This window comes from Micromonospora sp. LOL_015 (assembly GCF_048060275.1).
In the GTDB taxonomy this organism is placed as follows: Bacteria; Actinomycetota; Actinomycetes; order Mycobacteriales; family Micromonosporaceae; genus Micromonospora_E.
On the sequence record NZ_JBHMIO010000018.1, the window covers coordinates 17,640 to 38,833 of the forward strand.

19 protein-coding genes, 2 tRNA genes and 2 pseudogenes are annotated in these 21,194 nt (G+C 70.5%); 10 read left to right on the forward strand and 13 right to left on the reverse strand.

The window, feature by feature from the left end:
* The first annotated feature begins 96 nt into the window (after nucleotides 1–96).
* Nucleotides 97–474 (forward strand): hypothetical protein, encoded by a 378-nt coding sequence (locus ACFHWU_RS16195; RefSeq protein ID WP_416554608.1) that lies wholly within the window; start codon nucleotides 97–99, stop codon nucleotides 472–474.
* The gene (locus ACFHWU_RS16200) at nucleotides 474–4,088 is read left to right on the forward strand and encodes a caspase, EACC1-associated type (protein ID WP_416590928.1); all 3,615 of its coding nucleotides are present in this window, start codon (nucleotides 474–476) and stop codon (nucleotides 4,086–4,088) included. The genes ACFHWU_RS16195 and ACFHWU_RS16200 overlap by 1 nt, the downstream gene beginning before the upstream one ends.
* On the opposite strand, the gene ACFHWU_RS16205 is transcribed toward ACFHWU_RS16200, so the two are convergent.
* Nucleotides 4,036–4,692: an NUDIX hydrolase gene (locus ACFHWU_RS16205; protein ID WP_416590929.1), complete on the reverse strand. Its 657-nt coding sequence runs from the start codon at nucleotides 4,690–4,692 to the stop codon at nucleotides 4,036–4,038. The genes ACFHWU_RS16200 and ACFHWU_RS16205 overlap by 53 nt on opposite strands.
* 81 nt (nucleotides 4,693–4,773) lie before the next feature.
* Between ACFHWU_RS16205 and ACFHWU_RS16210 the strand changes: the two are divergent.
* Nucleotides 4,774–5,429, forward strand: a pseudogene (locus tag ACFHWU_RS16210) (HAD family hydrolase).
* A 118-nt stretch (nucleotides 5,430–5,547) separates the two neighbouring features.
* On the opposite strand, the gene cyaB reads toward ACFHWU_RS16210, so the two are convergent.
* The 3 genes from cyaB to ACFHWU_RS16225 are packed head-to-tail and all read right to left on the reverse strand — an operon-like array spanning nucleotide 5,548 to nucleotide 7,256.
* A complete protein-coding gene (cyaB, locus tag ACFHWU_RS16215) occupies nucleotides 5,548–6,102 on the reverse strand; it encodes a class IV adenylate cyclase (protein ID WP_416590930.1) in 555 nt (184 codons plus the stop codon).
* A 13-nt stretch (nucleotides 6,103–6,115) separates the two neighbouring features.
* Nucleotides 6,116–6,565: an aldo/keto reductase gene (locus ACFHWU_RS16220; RefSeq protein WP_416590931.1), complete on the reverse strand. Its 450-nt coding sequence runs from the start codon at nucleotides 6,563–6,565 to the stop codon at nucleotides 6,116–6,118.
* Complete coding sequence (locus ACFHWU_RS16225) at nucleotides 6,516–7,256, reverse strand: transposase (RefSeq protein WP_416590932.1); 741 nt, start codon at nucleotides 7,254–7,256, stop codon at nucleotides 6,516–6,518. Before ACFHWU_RS16225 ends, ACFHWU_RS16220 begins: the two co-directional genes overlap by 50 nt.
* A gap of 96 nt (nucleotides 7,257–7,352) precedes the next feature.
* Between ACFHWU_RS16225 and ACFHWU_RS16230 the strand changes: the two genes are divergently transcribed.
* Complete coding sequence (locus ACFHWU_RS16230) at nucleotides 7,353–7,835, forward strand: CBS domain-containing protein (RefSeq protein WP_416590933.1); 483 nt, start codon at nucleotides 7,353–7,355, stop codon at nucleotides 7,833–7,835.
* A 195-nt stretch (nucleotides 7,836–8,030) separates the two neighbouring features.
* On the opposite strand, the gene ACFHWU_RS16235 is transcribed toward ACFHWU_RS16230, so the two are convergent.
* Nucleotides 8,031–8,106, reverse strand: a tRNA-Lys gene (locus tag ACFHWU_RS16235).
* A 186-nt stretch (nucleotides 8,107–8,292) separates the two neighbouring features.
* Between ACFHWU_RS16235 and ACFHWU_RS16240 the strand changes: the two genes are divergently transcribed.
* Together ACFHWU_RS16240 and ACFHWU_RS16245 are read left to right on the forward strand one after the other, a co-directional pair.
* Nucleotides 8,293–9,573 (forward strand): Ig-like domain-containing protein, encoded by a 1,281-nt coding sequence (locus ACFHWU_RS16240; protein WP_416568311.1) that lies wholly within the window; start codon nucleotides 8,293–8,295, stop codon nucleotides 9,571–9,573.
* 222 nt (nucleotides 9,574–9,795) lie between these two features.
* Nucleotides 9,796–11,112, forward strand: a complete 1,317-nt coding sequence (locus tag ACFHWU_RS16245; RefSeq protein ID WP_416554636.1) for an Ig-like domain-containing protein — start codon at nucleotides 9,796–9,798, stop codon at nucleotides 11,110–11,112.
* Nucleotides 11,113–11,186: 74 nt separating this feature from the next.
* Here the strand turns inward: ACFHWU_RS16245 and ACFHWU_RS16250 are convergent.
* Together ACFHWU_RS16250 and orn are read right to left on the reverse strand one after the other, a co-directional pair.
* Nucleotides 11,187–11,262 (reverse strand) — tRNA-His (locus ACFHWU_RS16250).
* Nucleotides 11,263–11,393: 131 nt separating this feature from the next.
* Nucleotides 11,394–11,984, reverse strand: coding sequence for an oligoribonuclease (gene orn, locus ACFHWU_RS16255; protein WP_416554638.1), 591 nt, complete (start codon nucleotides 11,982–11,984; stop codon nucleotides 11,394–11,396).
* 72 nt (nucleotides 11,985–12,056) lie between these two features.
* On the opposite strand from orn, the gene ACFHWU_RS16260 reads away from it, so the two are divergent.
* On the forward strand, nucleotides 12,057–13,349 hold the full coding sequence (locus ACFHWU_RS16260; protein ID WP_416554640.1) for a glycosyltransferase family 87 protein: 1,293 nt from the start codon (nucleotides 12,057–12,059) through the stop codon (nucleotides 13,347–13,349).
* Here the strand turns inward: ACFHWU_RS16260 and ACFHWU_RS16265 are convergent.
* Nucleotides 13,303–14,124 carry a YcnI family protein gene (locus tag ACFHWU_RS16265; RefSeq protein ID WP_416568312.1) on the reverse strand — a complete coding sequence of 274 codons (822 nt, stop codon included), beginning with the start codon at nucleotides 14,122–14,124 and terminating at the stop codon, nucleotides 13,303–13,305. The two genes, ACFHWU_RS16260 and ACFHWU_RS16265, sit on opposite strands and share 47 nt — an antisense overlap.
* A 13-nt stretch (nucleotides 14,125–14,137) precedes the next feature.
* Nucleotides 14,138–15,802 carry a copper resistance CopC/CopD family protein gene (locus tag ACFHWU_RS16270; protein WP_416590969.1) on the reverse strand — a complete coding sequence of 555 codons (1,665 nt, stop codon included), beginning with the start codon at nucleotides 15,800–15,802 and terminating at the stop codon, nucleotides 14,138–14,140.
* Between the two features lie 172 nt (nucleotides 15,803–15,974).
* On the opposite strand from ACFHWU_RS16270, the gene ACFHWU_RS16275 reads away from it, so the two are divergent.
* Genes ACFHWU_RS16275 through ACFHWU_RS16285 form a run of 3 tightly spaced genes read left to right on the forward strand, consistent with a single transcriptional unit; the run spans nucleotide 15,975 to nucleotide 18,389 of the window.
* Nucleotides 15,975–16,439 (forward strand): MauE/DoxX family redox-associated membrane protein, encoded by a 465-nt coding sequence (locus ACFHWU_RS16275; RefSeq protein WP_416590934.1) that lies wholly within the window; start codon nucleotides 15,975–15,977, stop codon nucleotides 16,437–16,439.
* A gap of 32 nt (nucleotides 16,440–16,471) precedes the next feature.
* Nucleotides 16,472–17,182 (forward strand): DsbA family protein, encoded by a 711-nt coding sequence (locus tag ACFHWU_RS16280; RefSeq protein WP_416554646.1) that lies wholly within the window; start codon nucleotides 16,472–16,474, stop codon nucleotides 17,180–17,182.
* A gap of 1 nt (nucleotide 17,183) precedes the next feature.
* A complete protein-coding gene (locus tag ACFHWU_RS16285; RefSeq protein ID WP_416554648.1) occupies nucleotides 17,184–18,389 on the forward strand; it encodes a hypothetical protein in 1,206 nt (401 codons plus the stop codon).
* Here the strand turns inward: ACFHWU_RS16285 and ACFHWU_RS16290 are convergent.
* The 4 genes and pseudogenes from ACFHWU_RS16290 to ACFHWU_RS16305 all read right to left on the reverse strand — a co-directional run.
* Nucleotides 18,369–19,118: pseudogene (locus ACFHWU_RS16290) on the reverse strand (energy-coupling factor ABC transporter ATP-binding protein); the annotation flags it as partial. The gene ACFHWU_RS16285 and the pseudogene ACFHWU_RS16290 overlap by 21 nt on opposite strands.
* 50 nt (nucleotides 19,119–19,168) lie before the next feature.
* Nucleotides 19,169–19,939: a cobalt ECF transporter T component CbiQ gene (gene cbiQ / locus ACFHWU_RS16295; protein ID WP_416554650.1), complete on the reverse strand. Its 771-nt coding sequence runs from the start codon at nucleotides 19,937–19,939 to the stop codon at nucleotides 19,169–19,171.
* A gap of 6 nt (nucleotides 19,940–19,945) precedes the next feature.
* Entirely contained in the window at nucleotides 19,946–20,341 is a 396-nt protein-coding gene (locus ACFHWU_RS16300; protein WP_416590935.1) for a PDGLE domain-containing protein, read from the reverse strand.
* The gene (locus ACFHWU_RS16305) at nucleotides 20,338–21,081 is read right to left on the reverse strand and encodes an energy-coupling factor ABC transporter permease (RefSeq protein WP_416590936.1); all 744 of its coding nucleotides are present in this window, start codon (nucleotides 21,079–21,081) and stop codon (nucleotides 20,338–20,340) included. Before ACFHWU_RS16305 ends, ACFHWU_RS16300 begins: the two co-directional genes overlap by 4 nt.
* Nucleotides 21,082–21,194 lie beyond the last annotated feature (113 nt).

Genomic DNA, 21,194 nt, shown 5'->3' on the forward strand with positions numbered 1-21,194 from the left:
ATCGACCGGTTGACGGTACGATCGGATAGCCGACAGACGCACCCGGCCGCATCGGCGACTCCGTAGCCTTCTCGTCGCGAAACAGGAGGAGGCTGCGTGTCGCAGGTACGTGTCGAGGTCACTTTCACACCGCTGACCGGCGATGACGATTTCGTTCTCGACCAGCTCACCGAGGAGCTGGCAAACGATCTTCGTGAGGTCGGGGACGTACGGCGCATTCCGCTCGCCCCCGATCCAGCGAGCAAGGGCATCGCGGAGCTGGCTCTGGCAGCCGTCACCGTACTGACCAGCGTCGACCCCTCATACGTACAGTCGCTGGTCGATGTGATCGTGGCGTTCCTGCAACGCCACACCGGCCGCCGCGTCCAGCTCCGCGTCGGCGACGTCGAGTTGACAATCGACCAGCCCACGCGGGGAGAGACCGCCGAACTGATCGAGACGGTACGGGCCGCGATCGAAGCGGGCCACCGCTGATGGGCCGACACGCGCTGCTGCTCGGCACAGCCAGTTACCACGCCGATCGGCGACTCCCGGCGCTGCCCTCGGTACGCCAGGACGTCTCCCAGCTCAAGACGCTACTCGACGGCAGCGGCGGCTTCGACACCGTCGACGCCCAACTGGACCGGCCGGTCGCACACCTACGCCAGGTCGTTGAGGAGTTCTACGGCCGGTGCGGCAGAGACGACCTGGCCCTGCTGTACTACTCCGGACACGGCGTGCTGCACGAGGACCGGGAGTCGCTGTTTCTCACCGCCACGGATTCCCACGCCGGGCAGCTGCACGCCACCGCCTTCGATGTCGACGGCTCCCTGCGGCATCTGCTGAACAGCACCAAGGCCAGTCAGAAGGTCGTCCTGCTCGACTGTTGCTTCTCCGGAGCCTTCACCGCACGGCACCGGTTCCGGGGCGGCGTACGGGAGGAACCTCGCCGGGGCAAGCGCGAACGAGGCACCTTCGTCCTGACCTCCAGCACCCATATGAAGGCGGCAAAGGCGCAGGGGCCCGATCGGCCGTCGGTGTTCACCGCAGTGCTGCTCGACGGGCTGCGTGGCGCGGCCGACGGGTCCGCCGACGGCTGGGTCACCACCAATGACCTCTCCCGCTACGCGATGACCGAGATGGCCCGACAGCGGCAGCACTCACCGGTCGAGTCGAGCGAGGGGGTGACCGAACCCATCCGGCTGGTCGCGACGCCGGACTCGGCGGCCGCCGGGGCGCAGGCTGACAGCAGCCCGGCGACCCCTGCCGACGACGCGCCGTTCGACGCCGACCAGTGGCGCCGCCTGATCACCTACTACGTCAACTGCATGGAGCGCTCGGCCGCCCTGCGGTCCTTCATCGACCCGCGAGCGGTCAGCACATACGCCCCGGCACCGGCCGGTGCCGAGGCCGTGTTCACGGCGGCCTCGCCGGTCCGGTTGACCGGCCGGGCATCCGCGCTGGCCGTCCGGGCCCGCAACGACGGCAAGGAGCTGCAGTACGGCTATCCGGTCGTCGCGGTCCGACCCGCCAGGCAGCGGCCGGTACGGTGGACGCCGCTGCTGATCTGCGACGTCACGGTGGGCACCGACGAGGTCGTGCACGCCTCCTTCCCGCCACGACCCGGCCCGGCGCTGCTCGACCTGCTGCAGCTGTCCGACGTGGAGTCCGACGAACTGCTGCAACGGGTCGGACAGGTCTTCGTACCCGGTGACCCGGCGGCCCTCACCGCCACCGTCGACCTGCTGATGAAGACGTTCGGTCTGACTCCGGTGGCGGACCTCGACCCGACTGCGCTGGTCGGCCCACCGCGTCCCGGGCCACTGGACCGGGTGCAGAACGCCGCACTGCTCTACTCCGTCGACGCCACGGCCTCGCCACAGCAGCAGCTCGTCGTCGACCTCCAGGGCATGATCAAGAATCCCCGGCTCATCGACCGGACGGCGTTGGCAACCCTCGCGGCGGGCCCGGGCGAGGAGGCTCCGGTGTCGATGGCGACCGTCGCGCTGGCTCCGGCCAACGAGGCGCAGGAGGAGATCATCCGCGCCGCGATGTCGCAGCCGTTGACCGTCGCGCAGGGTCCACCGGGGACCGGCAAGAGTCAACTGGTCACCGCGCTGCTCGCCACCGCCACCGCCGCCGGCCAGAGTGTGCTGATCGGTTCCACCAGCAACCAGGCGGTGGACGCGGTGTTCGACCGGGTCGGCGAGCTGCTCGGTCCCGGGCTGGTGCTGCGCACCGGGAACAAGGAGCACCGGCTGCAGGAGCCGAAGCACATCGCCGACCTGATCGCCGCGTACCCGTCGGCCGAGAGCCACCAGGCGCCCGACGATCGGACACCGCTGTACGAACTCCGCCTGATCGCCGACGAGATCAACGGCCTGCGGCAGAGCCTGGACGATCAGCGGCTACTCGAACGCGACCTGGCCGACCTCGCGGCCGAGCGCCGACCGGGGCCGCGCCACGAGCACCGGGCCGGCCGCGATGCCGCAGCGGCCGGGCTGCCGGACGACGACGCGGCGCTCGCGCGGCTGTACCGGCTCACTGACCGTGCGCTGACCAGCCGGTGGCTCGGCTGGTGGTACCGCTGGCGGATGCGTCGGCACGGCGCCGGCGACCAGGATGCGATCCGAGCCCTCGGTGAACGTGCCGTCATCGAGCTGCGGTGGCGGGACTGTCGGCGACAGGCCGACGCGCTGCCCGCTGCCGAGACGTCGTGGCGGCGGTTGACCGAACTCATCGGCGTCGAGCGGCCTCGGCGCAGCGTCGAACTACTGCGCGCCCAGATCGCCCAGCGGGTGACGTCCGGGGCCCGACTGCTGCAGAACCGGGCCGACGAGATGGCCAAGGCCAGGCCGGACAGCTGGGCCTACTTCCCGGAGCTACTTCGGGTGCTGCCGGGCTGGGCCGTCACGGCGCTGTCCGTGCGATGGATGCGGCGGGAGCCGGCGATGTACGACCTCGTCGTGATCGACGAGGCCGCGCAGTGCACCGTGCCGGCGATCCTGCCCATGCTGTTCCGCGCCAAACGGGCACTGATCATCGGCGATCCCCGGCAGTTGCCACCCGTCGTCGAGCTTGCCGAGACCGATGATCTCGCCGAGCAGATCAAGGCCGGGCTCGGCACCGGATGGTTGAACACCCGACGGCTGCGCTACGCACGCCATTCGGCGTACGACGCGTTCGCCGCAGCGGCTGGCACGGCCTATCTGCTCGACGAGCACTACCGCTGCCACCCGGACATCGTCGACGCCCCGAACCAGGAGGTGTACCAGGGCCGGCTCACCGTGCTGACCGATCCGGCCCGCCTGACCGCGCCCGCCGAACCGGCCGTACGGTGGCGCGACGTGCCGGGTACGTACAGCTACGGACCAACCGGGTCCGGACGCAACGACGTCGAGATCGCGGCGGTGGTGACCGAGGTGGCCGAACTTCGCGCGGCCTTCCCGGAGGCATCCATCGGAGTGGTCACACCGCTCGCCGCGCAGCAGCGCGGCCTGAAGTCCGCGCTCCAGGCCGCCGGCCTGTCCGAGAACCTGCTCTGCGCGACCATCCACCGGTTCCAGGGCAGCGAACGCGACATCATGGTCGTCTCACCGGTCGGTGCCCACGGCATCGGTGACCGCACCCGGGACTGGCTCGCCCACCAGACGAACCTGTGGAACGTCGCCATCACCCGGGCCCGATCCCAGCTCGTCGTCGTCGGCGACCGGTCGTGGTGGTCGGGCCAACGGGGCCTGCTCACCGCCGTAGCCCTCGGCCACAGGTCGACCGCGGCGCTGCCGGACGCCGTCCCAGGGCCCGCCGATCAGCTGCACCGTGCCCTGCTCGAGGCCGGGGTCGCCGTACAACGGGACGTCGCCGTTGCCGGGCAGATCGCCGATATCGTCATCCGCCAGGCCGGTCGGCAAGTCGCCGTCTACGTCGACGACCCGGCCGGCGATCCGTCCGGCCGCGCCCTGCGCAAGGTCCTTGCCCGCCTCGACGTCGCCGCCCGCCACGGCACCGGCCGCCGAGTGCCCGCGTGGCGTTGCCTGGCCGAACCGGAGCAGGTGGCTACCGAGCTGTCCGAGCAGCTCCGTCACCTGGATGGTCGACCGAGCAGTTGAACGCAGGTCCGCCCACTCCAGTTCGTACGTTGATCCGGCCGTCGAGGGAACCGTCGTTGTCGTCAAATCGGCGCTGAGACAACCGTGTGGGTTCCCTCGGCGCCGCCAAGCCCTGGTCTCGTCTGGCCATGTCATAGCTCACCGCCCCGACGCCGTGATCGTCGCCCACCAGCCGACAACAAGGCACGGTGCCCGTGGGGTCGGCCCCTCGTGACAGGTAGATGATGTCCTGCTGATCGATGGTGCCGACCATAGGCTGGAATCCCAGCAGCGGTTCCATGCTTCTGGGCCGCCAGCCGGTCTCCTCCTCGACCTCCCGCGCCGCACAGACGACGGGGTCCTCGTCGTGGTCAAGGTAGCCGCCCGGCAGCTCCCAGACCCACCGGTCGATGATGAACCGGTGCCGCCACATCATCAGCACCCGGTCGGCGTCGTCCAGGACGATCACCATCGCGGCGGACGGCGACCTGAGTACGTACTGCTCGAACCGGACGCCGTCGGGTAGTTCGACGTCAGCGATGCTCAGCACGGCACGCCTCGTGTCGTCGATGACCCGCTCGTCGTGGATCGTCCAATCACTTGCCCGCCGAGCACCGGCTCCCATGTACCGCACCCTATCGCCGCATTGCTGGTCCGACTCGCGATGCACGTTGCTCTGGCTGGGCGTGCCGGGCACAATCGCCGGGTGATCGCGAGCGTGTTCTTCGACGTGGCGAGACCATCGTCGACGAGTCCCGTGAGTACGGGACCTGGGCGGACTGGCTCGGCGTCCCGCGGCACACCTTCTCGGCCGTCTTCGGGGCGGTCATCGCCCGTGGTTTGGACTACCGGGAGACGTTCCAGGTGTTCCGGCCCGGGTTCGACCTTGCCGAGGAGCGGCAGCGCCGAGCCGACGCCGGGCAGCCGGAGCATTTCTCCGAGGAGAACCTGTATCCCGATGCCCGGCCCTGCCTGGCCGTTCTTCGGAAGCTGGGCGTGCAGGTCGGCCTAGCCGGTAACCAGACCGCCCGGGCCGAGACCATCCTGCGCGCGCTGGACCTGGCGGTCGACGTGATCGGCACCTCGGACGGCTGGAATGTCGAGAAACCCTCGGCCGCGTTCTTCGATCGCATCGTCGTGCAGGCCGGCTGCCCCGCCGCCCAGGTGCTGTACGTCGGCGACCGGCTGGACAACGACATCCGACCTGCACAAGCGGCCGGGCTCGCGACCGCCCTGGTACGACGCGGACCTTGGGCACATATCCTCGACGACAAGACCATCAGCGGCCGCTGCGTCTTCCATCTCGACTCGCTAGCCGAGCTGCCCGAGCTGGTACGCAGGCACAACGAGTCGGCCGTGTAGCTCCCCGGAAGAGCAGCCCGGCTGGTCGCGAGGGCGGCGGCGCGTTCGCCGAGCCGGCTCATCAGAAGAAGGCGTGGGCGGCGAGCTCGGCGTGGGTGGCCGCCGCAGGTCCTGGCGGTCAGTGGTCGCGGCCGAGAAGGATGTGTGGATAGCCCTTGTTGACCGGTTGGCCCAGTTCGATATCAAGGGAGGCGATGAACGCGTTCAGGCGCTGCGTGGCGTCGCCGACGTCCACGGCCTCACCCTTGAACTCGAACTCGACGAAGTCGCCAGCGTCCACCACGTGGTCGAGGACGATCTCCACGTCGGGCAGGGTCCACGCCTCGCGGGTCTTGTCGACAGTCACGAGAGGTTGGAAGTCCAGAGATTCCAGCAGGAGGCGGACGGCCTCGGCATCCCCGACACGGGTCTCGTACTCGTCGGCATGGGTCTTGACGATGGCATCAACGGGGTGCCAGCGCTTGAAGTTGATCGACGCTCCGTGGTCTTCGTTGCGGATACGCAGCCACTCAGAGATCACCGTCGGAGCGAGAAAGTCGCGGTGCGGGGCGTTGTAGTAGGCGTCGACCTGTCGGGTGGGCTCGGCGGGTTTCGCGCCGATGTCGGTGAGTCTGGCCCTGAGGACCTCGGCATCGACCAGGCGGTACTTCTTCTCGACCTCGATGTAGCGCACGGTGTTGTTCCTATCAGTCGATGTACGGGTTGTCGCAGAGCACGGCGCGGATCTGCGTGATGTCGTCGGCGTGGAGTGGATGGTCTAGGGCGGCGAGGACGGTGTCGATCTGCTCAGCGTTCCAGAAGCCGACGAGGATCGCGGCATCAGGGGAGTGGTGCAGGGCGTACTGCACGCAGAGCCGCGCCATGTTGGCAGGGCTGTGTCCGTATCGGTGGCGCAGGGGCGCGAGGCGGGCGTGGAGCTGACGGCGGTTGCCCGGCGTGAAAGTTGGGTCGGCGCGGCGGTGGTCGCCAGTGCTGTACTGCCGCTGGTCAGGGTCGGACCCGGCTTGGGGCAGAAGGCCCTGCCCGAGGACTTGCTTGATCAGGACGCCCAGGCCGTCGCGGCGGGCGAAGCGGAAGATGTCGGTCTCATGGTCGGCGTAGAGCGGGCTGAGGAGGTTGTAACGGGTGGTGATCACGTCGGGGCGCACCTGGTCGTACAGGTGCAGCCAGCGGCGTGTCTCGGGCCGCTTGCGGCCCGTCGGCGGCGGCCCATTCCTCGGCGAATCGGTGTGGTGCGCGCATGCCGACCGCGTGGATCACTCCTTGAGCCCGCCAGGACCCGTGGTCCTCCTCGATCGTCCACCGCCGGCCGGTCACCTTCACCAGCGCTGGCAGGGTCGCAGGGAGATGTTCGGGTGTCCAGCAGTAGAAGTACGCGAGGTCGTCGGGGTCGGTCAGGCTCCGGCGTACGAGCAGGTGGTGGCGGGGGCTGGTGGTGGCGATCCACGCCCACGCGTACCAGCGGTCGCCTTTGGAGCCCGCCCCGCAGGACACGGTCTGCCAGGCGGTGTCGGTGGTCAGGGTGGTGACGGCGGTGTCGGCGCGGATCTTCGTCCGCCAGCCGGGCAGGGTGATCCGGAACGAGCACGGCACGCCGAGGCTGTAGCCGATGCCCCGGGTCTCGCAGGTGTCGCGTAGCCGCCGGTCCCGTCCGTAGACGGCGTCGGCGGTGCACCACCGCACCGGTACGCCGGCGTCGAGTGTCTCGACGAGCAGGTCGGTGGCGAGCCGGGGTTTGGTCGCGAACCCGGTGTCGGCGGGGACGCCGGTGGCGGCGCGACAGCTCGCCCACAGGTTCGCGGAACGGAAAGGATACCGCGCCCGCACCTCAATGCCCTGCTCGCATTCGCGTCGCTACGCAACGCGATTTGTCACAGTTGTTACTACGAGGGGCGCCCTATCGCCGAACCGATCGACGCCGTCGTGGCGGAGATTAGAAATCTTTGGACCCAGATCAGCTCCCCGCCATCGGCCCTCAGCGTGCTCGATCACCGCGAAGTCTGCCAAGTCCATCCAGAGGACCTGATCGGCGTCGCGCTGGACCACGTGCGGCGGTTCAACTACTCCCAGCTGCCCGTCTACGACCAAAGCGGTTATATCGGGATATTGACTACCAACGCGATCGGACGGTGGCTCGCCGATTCGTTCGTTCGAAACACGGGCCTCGCGGAAGAGCAGACCGTCCGCGAAATGATGCAGTTCGCCGAAGAGCACGACCGCGCCGCCCAGGTTCCACGCACCATCACCGCAGCAGAGGCAATTGACAGGCTCAGTCGCAGACCAGATGTGGACCAGCACGTCACAGTCTTGATCGTCACTCAGGGCGGACGAACGGCCGAAAGGCCGCTAGCGCTCATCGTTCCCTACGACCTGCCGGCCCTGACAGCCGCTATCGCCATCACCTGACCCGACCGTGCGCATCTAGTAATCCAGCCGAGGATCGTGCTGTGGCCAATGGGCGTCCCAGCGGGGCGACACCTGTCCCGCCAGCGGCCGGCCGGTCCAGCGGCTCCCGAGCGCCCGGCGAGCACCCGGCCACCTGTACGGCGTACGACAAAGGCCCCGACCGGGCGGTAATCGCCTGGTCGGGGCCTTGGTGTCTGGTACGCCGCGTAGGACTCGAACCTACAACCCGCGGATTAAGAGTCCGCTGCTCTGCCAGTTGAGCTAGCGGCGCTCGCTGACAACGCGGGCAACCCTAGCATGTCCGGCCGTCCAGCTTCCAACCAGTTGCCGGCAACGAGCCGTCTGTCCGGCGGACCTGCCCACGTGCGCGGATCTGGCACCCTTCCGGATCAGGCACGAAGGGCATGGCGGGTGATGCACGATGTCGGCAGGGACGGAACAAGGAACGGGGACTGGCATGCACAAGGTCAGGAGGGGTTGGTCGGTCGCGGTGACACTGGCAGTCATCGCACCGGCGGCACTGGCAGGGTGTGGATCGGGCAAAACGCCACGGTTCGTCAGTGGCCAGGTGGCCACGGCGAGTCCGACACCCTCGCCGGAGCCGTTCGAGTTCGCCATCGCGCCGAAGGCGGACGCGAAGAACCTGCCGATCAGCACGGAGATCGGCACCACGGTCAGCGGCGGGGAGGTCACCTCGGTGAGCCTCGTCGAGGACGGTGGCGGCGAGGTCAGCGGCAGTATGCGGGAGGACGGCACCGCCTGGGTGCCGGACAAACCACTCAAGAATCAGAAGAAGTATACGGCGACTGTCGTCGCGACCAGCAGCACCGGGGAGGAGGAGACCAAGACCACGTCGTTCACCACGATGGGTAGATCCGGGTCGCAGACCGGCACCGGCCTCTACCTGTTCGACGGACGGACGTACGGGGTGGCAATGCCAGTGGTGGTCGAGTTCTCCCCCGGCATCCCCGAGCAGGAGCGGGCCAGCGTACAGAAGCGGATGTTCGTCAAGACCGACCCGCCGCAGCCGGGCACCTGGTACTGGGTGTCCAACGGTACCCAGGCGTTCTACCGGGCTCCGGATTTTTGGCAGGCTGGCACGACGTTGACCACTCGGATCGCGCTGGACGGTCACCCGACCGGTGACGGCCGGTACGGAGACATGGACCGGGGCGCCACCGCGAAAATCGGCGAGAAGGTGACCGTGGAGGTCGACAACGCCACCAAGCAGCTGTCGATGTTCAAGGACGACAAGCTGGTCAAGCAGATGCCGGTCAGTCTCGGCAAGCCGAGTACGCCGTCGTCGAGCGGCACCATGGTGGTGATGGACAAGCAGGAACAAACCGTTTTCGACACTTTCGCCGAGTTGGGCCCGGAGGAGGGCTACCGGACGGACATCTCGTTCGCCCAGCGGATCACCTGGGGTGGCGAGTTCATCCACGCCGCCCCGTGGTCGGTCGGCGACCAGGGGGTACGCAACGTGTCACACGGTTGTGTCAACTTGTCGATGGCCAACGCCGAGTGGCTGTTCAACCAGACCAAGGTCGGTGATCCGATCACGGTCAAGGGCACCGAGCGGGAGCTGACGGACGGCAACGGCTGGACCGCCTGGAACCTCACCTGGGACGAGTTCGTCAAAGGTAGTGCGTTGCCAGTGCCGGCCGATCTACAGCCGGCAGGGGCTGGTTCGCCGGCACCGACGACGCCGGCGCCGGTACCGACAGCGACGTCCGGATGACGATCGATGCGTTTCCGGTCCACGTCAGGCGGGCACAGTTTGACATCTGAATAACTGCCAACTACGGACGAATGAGACACGGCTGACCGAGCGGACCGGACGATCCGGGGAATATCGGTCAGCCGTGTCGTTGTTGCGTACGTTGGGGCACGAACCCGGGAGTTGCCCCAATGCGTCTTTGATGGACGATGGGATTCGGGGACCGAACTTCGTGAGGGGATCATGCGAGTCAGCTGCTTTCAGGTAGAGCCGCGCACCGGGCGGGCGCGACCGCCCATACCGCGGGTTGTCACGGCCGTCGCGCTCGCCGCCGCGCTCGCGCTCACCGGTGCCTGCACCGGCGCCGGCGACGCCCCCACCTGGCAGGGCGGTACGGAAGCCGACCCGAGCCCGCAGGCCCGAGCGACGATCACCGAGCCGGCCGCCGACGCCACCGACGTGCCCGCGTCGACGGCGATCACGTTCACCACCACCGAGGCGGCGCAGACCACGGTGGAGTTGACCGACGCCGACGGCAACCCGGTGCCGGGCGAGGTCGACGCCGACGGCACCTTCTTCCTGCCGAACGGGCAGTTGGAGTACGACGCCGCGTACACCGCGACGGTGACGGTGACCGGCGACGACGGCGAGACCACCGTGACCAGCCACAACTTCCGGACCATGGCCCAGCCGGGCAACCAGGTACGGGTGTCCAGCTTCCTGGGCGACGGCAACGTGGTCGGCGTCGCGATGCCACTGATTCTGCGGTTCAGCCGGGAGATCCCGCAGGACTACCGCGACGACGTGCAGCGACGGCTGAGCGTCGAGACCGAGCCCGCCCAGGAGGGCATCTGGTACTGGGTGAGCCCTACCGAGGTCCAGTTCCGGCCACGCGAGTTCTGGCAGGCCGGCACCCAGCTGTTCTACAAGGCGCAGACCGGTGGCCTGCCGATGGGCGACGGCTGGTACGGCCGCAACGACCTGGCCGTGGACGCCGAGGTCGGCGCGGCGCTGGTGATGACAGTGGACAACGCCAGCAAGACGATGGTGGTCACCAAGGACGGCGAGACGATCAAGGAGATCCCGGTCAGTCTCGGCAAGCCGAAGACGCCCTCCTCCAGCGGCACCATGATCGTCATGGAGAAGCTGAAGGAGACCGTCTTCGACACGTACGAGGAGCTGGGTCCGGAGGAGGGCTACCGGACGGACATCGAGTACGCCCAGCGGCTGACCTGGGGTGGCGAGTTCATCCACGCCGCCCCGTGGTCGGTGGCCGACCAGGGGGTACGCAACGTGTCACACGGCTGCGTCAACATGTCGACGGACAACGCCAAGTGGCTGTTCAACCAGACCAGGGTCGGTGACCCGGTCACGGTCAAGGGCACCGAGGTTCAGCTCGCCAACGGCAACGGTTGGACGGTGTGGAACCTCAGCTGGGACGAGCTCGTCGAAGGCAGCGCCCTGCCGTACGAGCCCGGATCGACCGAGTCGACCGAGTCGGAGTCGACGCCGGGCGGTGCCGCCGGCGGGTCCGGGACCAGCTCGGACCCGCCGGCCTGACCCGTCCCCGCCCGGGAACGGGTACCGAGCAAAAGCGCCCGGCCAGGATCTGATCCTGGCCGGGCGCTTCGGTATGGGGTGACTGAAGGGACTTGAACCCTCGACACCCGGGACCACAACCCGGTGCTCTACCTGCTGAGCTACAGCCACCAAGAACCACACCCGGCGGACTGCCGCGTGGGGTGCCGACCAATGATAGCCCTACCGGCGGGCATCACGTCGAGCGGGTTCCGCCGGGCCGGCCCCCGGCCGCCGCCCACCGGCCGGTCGTTCGGCGACGGTCAGAGGCCGGCGGCGATCGCCTTGGCCGCGTCGACGTCCGGGCCGGGCAACGGCACGAAGATCGACCGCCGGTAGTACTCCAGCTCCCGGATGCTCTCCCGGATGTCGGCCAGCGCCCGGTGCGACAGCCCCTTGGCCGGCTGCCCGAAATAGACCCGGGGGTACCACCGGCGGCACAACTCCTTGATCGACGAGACGTCGATCATGCGGTAATGCAGGTAGGAGTCGAGTCGCGGCATGTCGCGGGCGATGAACCCCCGGTCGGTGGCGATCGAGTTGCCGCACAGCGGCGCGGTCCTCGGCTCCTGTACGAAGCTGGTCACGTACTCCAGCACCCGGTCCTGCGCCTCGGCGAGGGTGACCGCCGAGCGCCGCACCTCCTCGGTCAGCCCGGACTTGGCGTGCATCTCCCGCACCACGTCCGGCATCCCGGCCAGCGTCTCCTCGTCGGCATGGATCACCAGGTCGACGCCGTCACCGAGCACGTTGAGGTCCGAGTCGGTGACCAACGCGGCCACCTCTATCAACGCGTCCCTGCCGAGGTCGAGCCCGGTCATCTCACAGTCGATCCAGACAAGAAGATCCGCCACGCGGACAGCCTACGCGGCACCGTCCAGCGGCCGGCCAGGTCACCGGCGGCGGTCCCCGCTAGGCTCGCGGGCGTGCCCGCCGACACCCTCCCGGGCGGCTCCGCGCCGCGTCCCGTTGACGACAGATCCCGCACGCCGCGCCGGGTCACCGTCGTCGTCGCGCTCAGCGCCGCCGTGGTCGCCGCCCTTCTCTGGTACGGCAACCGGCACGACTTCTACGACCTGAAGATCTACCTCAGCGCGATGCGCTGGTGGGCCGACGGCAACCCGCTCTACGACTACGTTCAGCCCGACGTGGTGCAGGGCCAGCTCTACTTCACCTATCCCCCGTTCACCGCGCTGCTGCTGCGCCCGTTCGCGGCGGTGGGCGCCGGGACCGCCGCCGCTGTGTTCACCGTCGGCACGCTGCTGGCGGTGGTGGTCACCACGGTCTGGCTGGTCACGCCGATCGCCCGCCGGCGCGGCCTGCCGCGCTGGTGGCTGGCCGGTCTGGCGGTACCGCTGGTGGTGCTGATCGAGCCGACCCGGGAGACGATCTTCCTCGGGCAGATCAACATGCTGCTGGTCGTGCTGATCCTGGCCGACCTGCTGTTCGCCGTACCGAAGCGGTCCCGATGGGCCGGCGTCGGCGTCGGCCTGGCGACGGCGATCAAGCTGTTCCCGGGGATCTTCATCGTCTACCTGCTGGTCACCCGGCGGTGGCGGGCGGCGGGGGTGTCCTGCCTGGCGGCGGCGGCCGCCACCGGGCTCGCCGCAGCGGTCGCCCCGACGGAGTCGTGGCGGTTCTGGCTCACCGAGCTGTGGAGCACCGACCGGGTGGGGCGCAGCGACTACACCGGCAACCAGTCGCTGCAAGGGCTACTCGCCCGGCTGGCCGCTCCGGCCGAGCCGGACCGGCTGGTCTGGCTGGTGCTGGTGGCCGTCGCCGCCGGCTACGGGCTGTGGCGCGCGGCCCGCGCGGTACGGGCCGGCGACGAGCTGGCCGGGCTGACCCTGACCGGCCTGGTGGCCGCGCTGATCGCACCGATCACCTGGCCGCACCACGTCTACTGGTTCGTCCCGGCGCTGATCGTGCTCCTCGACGCGGCGCTGCCGGACCGCCCGCTGGTCGCCGCCGGGCCGCAGCCGGCGGCGGCCCGGAGCGGAGTCCGGGCCGCCGGACCGGCGGCGTTGGTGGCGTTGGCGGCGGCCATCTTCGCAGCGCTGGTCGTCGGTGTCGTGTCACTGATCGACTGGGGGCACGCGAAGGTGCCGACCGACGATCCGGCCACCTTCGTGTTGCGCAACCTGTACGTGCTGGCGGTTGCGCTGCTGCTGGTCAGTCTGCCGATCCGCCGCTACCCGACGTCGGCTCCGGGCGGGTAGCGGCCGCTGGGGCAGTTGCCGCAGCTGGCGTCGGGCGGCGGGTCCGGGCGAACGCCAGCCCGCCGAGTGCCAACCCGCCGAGGCCGGCGAGCAACCCGGCGATCCCCACCCCGAGCGCGGCACCGTTGCCGCCGGTGTCGCTTTCGCCGGTGGCGGTGTCGTCGGCCGGCGCCTGGTCGTCGACCTGTTCCTGACCACCGCCGACGGCCGGGCTGTCCTCATCAGCCGGGGTCAACGTGAGCACGCTGGCCGGGGTGGCCGGCTCCTCCTCGCCGGGCACCGGCACTTCGATCCAACGCACCACGGTGCCGTCGGAGTAGGTCTGCAGCGACTTGAAGACCAGTTGATCGGCCTCCGGCAGCGGACCCATCCGGATCGGAAGGTCCAGGAACTCGCCCGGCTGCACGCTGGCTTCCGGGGTCTCGGCGGTCCACACGACCCGGGACACCGCCTCAGTCACCTGGGCACCGTGAACCTCCAGCGGCGGATCGACCGGCGCTGTCTGCACCTCGACGGTCCAGCCGGGCACCCGGGCCAGCGACACCGAGGCAATCGGCGTGTCCTCCGGCATCACCACTTCGACCTTGGTCGTGCTGTGTTCGTCGCTCTCGTTCGGCACCTGGAAGTCGAGGCGGGCGTAGTCGCCGACGGTGGCCTGCGACGGGTACACCGTGATGTGCGCGGCCGCTGGGGTGGCCAGGCCGAGGACGCCGACGAGGACGGCCGCACCGGTAAGCGCCGCGGCGCGGGCCGGTGTGCGTCGGTGACGGAGCATGAAGTAGCCCTTTCTAGTTGATCTCCACCGTGGTGGTCACGGTCGCCTGATCGATGTCGGAGATCCGGACGGTGATCCGCAGCTCCCAGTCTCCCGCAGCCGGCAGGCTGATCTCACCGGTGGCATGGTTGTCGGTCAGCGGCAGCAGCGGGATCTCGATCGGCTCGACCCCGCTGGCCGGCAACGCCGCCGTGGCCTGCCACTCGATCACCGGCTGCGGCCGGTTCTCCTCGGTGTAGGCGTACAGGTGGACCGAGTTGTTGCCCCGCCGGGCCGGGTCCACCTCCACCTGCAGCGAGTAGATGTCACTGTTCAGCGTGGTGGAAAAGTAGCCGTTGCCGGCCCGCAGGTCCTCGCCGATGGCGGTCCGGGCCGGCGTGGTCTGCACCAGCACCGCGGTGACCGCCAGCACCACGGCGGTGACGGCCAGTTCGGCGACGACCGCCTGCCGCATCCGGCCGGGACGGCCGGCGGCGCTGCGATTGCGCACCAGCTGCCGCGAGTACGCCGCCACCGCGAGGACCAGCCCGAACAGGCCGATCTTGGCCAGCAGCAACCGGCCGTACGTGGTGCCGAACAGCGCCTCGAGCGTGCCCACCTCGATCAGCGCCTGCACCGTACCGGCCAGCAGCAGGGCACAGACCGCCAACGCCGCCCAGCGCGACCAGATCGGCAGGATCGCGGCGAGTTCCCGCTCCTCGGCCTGCCGGAGCAGGAACACCGTGAGCATCGCCAGACCGCCGAGCCAGACCGCCATCGAGCTGAGGTGTACGGCGTCGATGACGACGGAGACGGCCGGCACCGGCGAGGCGCTCGGGTGACCGGCCAGTGGCCAGGTGAACACCCCGATGACGGCCAGGACGCCGAGCAGGATCTGGTCACTGCGGCCTTCCGAGCCGGCCAGGAACGGCCGCAGCAGCACCGCCGTGGCGGCCAGCACCCCGAGCCGGACCAGCAACGCGGCGCCGATCCCGCTGCCGAGGACGTCGCGTAGCGCCGCGCCGTCGGCGTCGCCGATCCCGCCGCCGGTGACGTACGGGGCCTGCAGCCAGATGGTGGCCAGGGTGGCCGCCGCGACGAGTCCCAGCCCGGCCCAGGTCAGGCGGCCCGGCCCGCCACGGGCCAGCCGGCGCGGCCAGAGCATGCTCAGCACCAGCACCGGGCCGACGATCAGCAGCAGTCCGGCGTACCCGACGAACTTGGCCGCCTGGAGCAGCCCGCTGACCAGCGGATCGGTGTCGGCGCCGCCGTCGTCGGTGGGCACCGCCGACGGCGCGCCGACCGAGTAGGTGAAGCCGCCGCTGACCGGGTGTCCGTCGGCGGAGATCACCCGGTAGCTGACCAGGTAGGTGCCGCGCGACGTCTGCTGTTCGACGCCGACGGTGACCACCGCGCCGTCGAAGACCGGCTCGCCCTGGTCGACCCGCTGCCCGTCCGGGGCGATCACCCGTACCCGGTCGGGGACCTGCCGCACCGATTCGGAGAAGGTCAGCACCACTTCGGCCGGGGCGTTCGGCAGCACCGAGTCGGTCACCGGGCTGGTGCTGACCAGGACGGCGTGCGCGCTGGCCGGCGCGGCGGCGGGTAGCAGGACCACGGGCAGCGCCGCCAGCAGCAGGCCGGCGATAGCCGCGATGCGCGACGTCCATCTATTCGTTGCGGCAGTCATGGGGAATATGCTCGCCGGTCCACCTGGGTCCGCGCGACCCGGCCTCCCCTCATTGGTGGTTGGTCGGCTGGTCGGAGGTCGAAGTTCCAGCGATGCCCGATGTGACGTACGACATCGGATTTTGCGGTTTGTTGGCGCGTCGCCGTGGAACTCGGCACCGGGTGCGCAGCGACTAACAGACATGAGGGTACAACCCTGGGTCGGTGCCGCTGTCCGCCTCGGGCTGGCCGCCGTCTGGTTGTTCGCCGGCGGGTCGAAGGTCACCGACCTGGCCGGGTCCGGCCGGGCGGTCAACGCCTACCAGGTCTTTCCGTACGACCTGGCGATGGTGATCGGCGCCGCGCTGCCCTTCGTCGAACTGGCGCTCGGGGTGCTGCTGCTGATCGGGCTGGCCACCCGGCTCTGCGCGGTCGTCTCAGCCGGCCTGCTGGTCGTCTTCATCGCCGGCATCACCTCCGCGTGGGTGCGCGGGCTGCGGATCGACTGCGGCTGCTTCGGCGTCGGCGGTGAACTGGCCGCCGGGCAGACCCCTGCCTACGGCCCGGAAATCGCCCGCGACCTTGCCTTCCTGGCGCTCGCCGGGTTTTTGGTCTGGTGGCCGCGCACGGCACTGTCGACAGATTCGTGGGTAAACAGCAACAGATAGTCATCTTTCAGGTAGATCGGCGGGTGACGGCGATGAGCCGGCGAGTGGAGCAGAAGAAGGCGGCCCGGGTGGTCCGCGAGCAGCTGGCCCGGGAGCGGCGGCGCCAGCGCGCCCTCTGGACGTCGGTGGCGGCCGTGGTGGCGCTGGTCCTCGCCGGCATGATCGGCTGGGCCGTCTACCAGACCCAGCGCGGCGGCGAGTACACCGCGCCGCCCGGTGCGGTCGCCGACGACTCCGGCATCCCGATCGGGGACGGCCCGGTCACCGTCGACCTCTACGCCGACTTCCTGTGCCCCGCCTGCCGGCAGTTCGAACAGCAGGTCGGCCCGACCCTGGACCAGCTCGTCGAGGATGGCAGGATCACGCTCGTGTTCCACCCCGTCGCGATCCTCGACCGGCTCAGCGACGACGCGTACTCGACGCGGGCGTCGGCGGCGTCCGGCTGCGCGGCGGCCGGCGGCAAGTTCGAGGAGTACGCCGCCGCGCTCTATGAGCAGCAGCCGGCCGAGGGCGGCCCCGGGCTCAGCGAGGAGCAGCTGATCGCCATCGGCGGTGAGGTCGGGCTGGACACCGGCAGCTTCGGCCAGTGCGTCCGGGACGACACCTACGCCGGCTGGCCGGCCCACGTCACCGAGCAGGCCGGCCGGGCCGGGGTCAGCGGCACCCCGACCGTGATGGTCGACGGCGCGACCGTCGCATCGAGCGCCCAAGCCGTCACTGCCGCGGTGGACGCGGCCGGCTGACGTGCGGGTCACCCGACGGCCAGCTGACGCACGGTTCACCCGGCAGCCGGCTGGCCCGCGACTGGTCGGTCGGCTGGCGGTGTTCGCCGGCGTGGCGGCGGTGCTGCTCACCGGTGCCGCGGCACCGGCCGCCGCGCACGGCGCGGACGCCCCCGCGGCCACCGACTACCGGGTGGCGGTGACCGGCACCGTGCCTGCCGTCGACGGGCTCACCGTACGGGTCGTCGAGGCCGGCGCCCGACTCGAGCTGACCAACCACAGCGGCCGACCGATCGAGGTGCTCGGCTACGCCGGGGAGCCGTACCTGGAGATCCGACCGGACGGGGTCTACCAGAACCGGCGCTCCCCCACCGCCTACCAGAACGAGACCCTGTCCGGCGACACCCCGGTGCCTGCCGACGCCGACCCGGCCGCACCCCCGGACTGGCGACGGATCGCCGACCGACCGCTGGTCCGCTGGCACGACCAACGAACCTACTGGCTGGACGCCGCCCCGCCGGAGGCGGTGCGGGCCGCACCCGACCAGGTGCACCGGGTACGCGACTGGGTGGTGCCGCTGCGCGACGGCGTCACCCCGGTCGAGCTGCGCGGCACGCTGGACTGGATCCCGCCGCCCGACCCGCTGCGCTGGTGGGGCGGCACGCTGCTCGGCACCGTACTGCTGGCGGTCGCTCTGGTGACCACCGCCCGGCGCGGCCGGTGGACCGCACAGCTGGTCTCCGCCGGCGGGCTGGCCGTCGGCGGCGCGACCGCCGTCGGCTATGTGATGGCCCGCGCCGTCGAATCCGGCACGGGTGGGCCGCTCGGCCTGCTCGGCGTGCTGCTCGACGGGCCGGTCTGGGCGTTGCTGACCGGGCTGGCCGCGCTGGCTGCCGCCGGGTACGCGGCACGCCGCCGGCCCGGTGCCGAGTTGGCCCTCGCCCTGACCGGCGCCTGCCTGGCGCTCTTCGCCGGAGCCGCCAACGCCGCCGTGTTCACCCGGGCGATCGCCCCGGTGCCCGGACCGGCCTGGTGGCCGCGGATCGCGGTCGCCGCCGTCCTGGTCAGCGGGGCCGCCGTGGCGGTCGGCGCGGTGCTACGCCTGCGCGCGGAGCCCGTCACCGGTCCGGACAGCGTCGGTCGAGCCGTCGGCGACGGCCCGGAGGGTGTCGGCCCGGACGGAGGCGAGCTGGCGCGCGGCGAGCAGCGGATCGAAGCCGAACGGTAGCTCCAGCCGGTGCCGGGCCAGCAGCTCCGCGTCGGCGAGCAATGCTGTGGTCGGACCGTCCGCCACCACCCGGCCGCCGTCCAGGATCACCGACCGGTCACACAGCTCCAACGCGTACGGCAGGTCGTGGGTGACCATCAGGATCGTCACCGGCAGCCGGTGCAGGACCTCGGCCAGCTCTCGACGGGCCGCCGGGTCGAGGTTCGACGACGGCTCGTCCAGCACCAGGATCTCCGGACGCATCGACAGCACCGTCGCCACCGCCACCCGCCGCCGCTGGCCGAAGGACAGGTGCTGTGGGGACCGGTCCCGGTGCTGCGCCATCCCGACGGCGTCGAGCGCCTCGTCGACCCGCGCCGCCAGCTCGGCACCGCGCAGCCCCAGGTTCGCCGGGCCGAACGCCACGTCCTCGGCGACCGTCGACAGGAACAGCTGGTCGTCCGGATCCTGGAAGACGATGCCGACCCGGCGGCGTACCTCGGCCAGGGTCGCCCGCCGTTGGTCCACCGGCAGCCCACCGACCTCGACCTGACCGGACCCGCCCCGAAGTACGCCGTTGAGGTGCAGCACCAGCGTGGTCTTGCCGGCACCGTTGGGCCCCAGCAACGCGACCCGGGCCCCGGCGGGCACGGTCAGGTCCACCCCGTGCAGCGCCGGATGCCCGTCCGGGTAGCTGAACCGCAAATCGCGCACCAGCAGCGACGGCGGCACCGAATCGGCAGACGGCATCGGACCGCCGTCGCCGGCCGGCTGCGTCGAGCCCGCGTCGACCGGATCGCTCACCGCGACAACACCGCCACGGCGGCGATGGTAGCGGCCGTCACCGGTACCGACGCGGCCAGCATCCACTGGCCGGCCGTGGCACCGCCGGTGGCCTGCCAGGCCACCGGCATCCGACCGGTGTAACCGCGGGAGATCATCGCCAGGTACACCCGCTCGCCGCGCTCGAACGCCCGCAGGAACAACGCGCCGACGCCGGCGGCGAACCCGCGTACCTGCCAGAGGAAACGGGGGTCGTCGCCCCGGGAGATCCGGGCGATTCGCATCCGCCGGGCCTCGTCGACCAGCACGTCGACGTAGCGCAGCATGAACGTGGCGATCTGGGTGACGATCGACGGGCAGCGCAGCCGGTCCAGCCCGACCAGCAGTTCGCGGCTGGTGGTGGTGGCCGCCAGCAGCAGCGACGCGAGCACCCCGAGGGTGGCCTTGGCCAGGATGTTCCAGCCGCCGTAGAGGCCCTCGACGGACAGGCTCAGACCGGCGACCGGGATCCGTTCACCGCCGGCCAGCAACGGCAACGCGAACGCGAAGGCCACGAACGGGACCTCGATCAGCGACCGCCGGGCCAGCCAGGCCGCCGGCACCCGGGCGACGACGGCGACCGCCACGACCAGCAGCAGATAGCCGCCGAAGGCCCACAGCCGCTCGCGTGGGGTGGCCACCACCACCAGGGTGAACGCCAGCATCGCGGCGATCTTCGTCTCCGGCGGGAGCCGGTGCACCGGGCTGTCCCGCTCCAGGTGCAGCAGCTGCGCGTGCCCGGCTCCCACCGCTGGTCAGCTCTGCGGTCCGCCGGCCGGCGCCTCGATGGCCGCTGCCTCGGCGGCCGGTGTCCCGGCTGCCGGCCGGCGGCTGCGGGTCAGCCAGAACAGCCCACCGGCGACCGCGAAGGTGAGTAGCACCCCGACCGCGCCGGCGACCGCCGTACCGACGAAACCGTTGTCCACGGCGGTCAGGCCGTAGTCGGCGAACGGGCTGTCGGCCAGCTCGTGGTCCTGCGCGCCGGAGCCCATGCAGGCCCCGCCGACGATCTCCTCGCCGTCGAGTTCGCAGCCCTGGGTCGACGCCGAGTCCAGCCCGTCGGGCGAGCCGGAGGCGAAGTTGCTGACCACGCCGGCCAGCAGCAGCGAGACGAACAGACCAGCCAGGACGAAACCGGTGTTGCGCTTCATCCGGCACCTCCGGTGGACGCGGGCTGGGCGGCGGTGGGAGCGGCCGGCGGGCTCGGCATGGCCGGGCGGCGCAGTCCGCGCAGGGCGTACACCAGGTCCGGGCGGGTCCGGGCGACGGTCAGCACGGTGACCGCGGCGATCAACCCCTCACCCACGCCGATCAGGACGTGGGTGCCGGTCATCAGGGCCAGCACCTGACCGAGGCCGAACTCCTGCAGCTGCGTGGTGCCGCCGATGGCGTACTGCAGCACGAAGCTCAACGCGGCGGCGACCACGCTGACCACCGACGCGACGAAGGCGGTGACCGCCAGCCCGGTCGGCGTGCGTGGCAGCACGCGCAGCAGGACGAAGATCAGCCCGTACGCGGCGGCGGTGCCGACCAGCGCCATGTTGGTGACGTTCGGGCCGATCGCGGTGACCCCACCGTCGGCGAACAGCAGTGCCTGCACGATCAGCACGATCGACACGCAGAGCGCGCCGACCCACGGGCCGACCAGCAGCGCGGCCAGCGCGCCGCCGAGCAGGTGGCCGCTGACCCCGGGCAGCACCGGGAAGTTGAGCATCTGGACGGCGAAGATGAACGCGGCGACCAGGCCGGCCATCGGGGCGAGCCGGTCGTCGAGGTCCCGGCGGCCGCGGACCAGGCAGTACCCGAAGGCCACCGCGGCAAGCACGGCGTAGCTGATCGCTACGGGGCCGTTGAGCACCCCGTTCTGGATATGGAGTGCGAGGGGGTCCACCTGGTTCCTCCCGGCTGGGCAGTCCGTTGGCCGCGTGGCCAGCCTATTTCGCTACCGCTGCTCTTGCATAGGGCATGCAACTAATCACGGTTGGCGGTCCGACCCGGCCGACG

Coding starts and splice junctions, on each gene's coding strand:
- ACFHWU_RS16200 (WP_416590928.1), top strand. CDS start 474: ATGGGCCGACACGCGCTGCTGCTCGGCACAGCCAGTTACCACGCCGAT.
- ACFHWU_RS16205 (WP_416590929.1), bottom strand. CDS start 4,692: ATGGGAGCCGGTGCTCGGCGGGCAAGTGATTGGACGATCCACGACGAG.
- ACFHWU_RS16240 (WP_416568311.1), top strand. CDS start 8,293: ATGCACAAGGTCAGGAGGGGTTGGTCGGTCGCGGTGACACTGGCAGTC.
- ACFHWU_RS16245 (WP_416554636.1), top strand. CDS start 9,796: ATGCGAGTCAGCTGCTTTCAGGTAGAGCCGCGCACCGGGCGGGCGCGA.
- ACFHWU_RS16265 (WP_416568312.1), bottom strand. CDS start 14,124: ATGCTCCGTCACCGACGCACACCGGCCCGCGCCGCGGCGCTTACCGGT.
- ACFHWU_RS16275 (WP_416590934.1), top strand. CDS start 15,975: ATGAGGGTACAACCCTGGGTCGGTGCCGCTGTCCGCCTCGGGCTGGCC.
- ACFHWU_RS16280 (WP_416554646.1), top strand. CDS start 16,472: ATGAGCCGGCGAGTGGAGCAGAAGAAGGCGGCCCGGGTGGTCCGCGAG.
- ACFHWU_RS16300 (WP_416590935.1), bottom strand. CDS start 20,341: ATGAAGCGCAACACCGGTTTCGTCCTGGCTGGTCTGTTCGTCTCGCTG.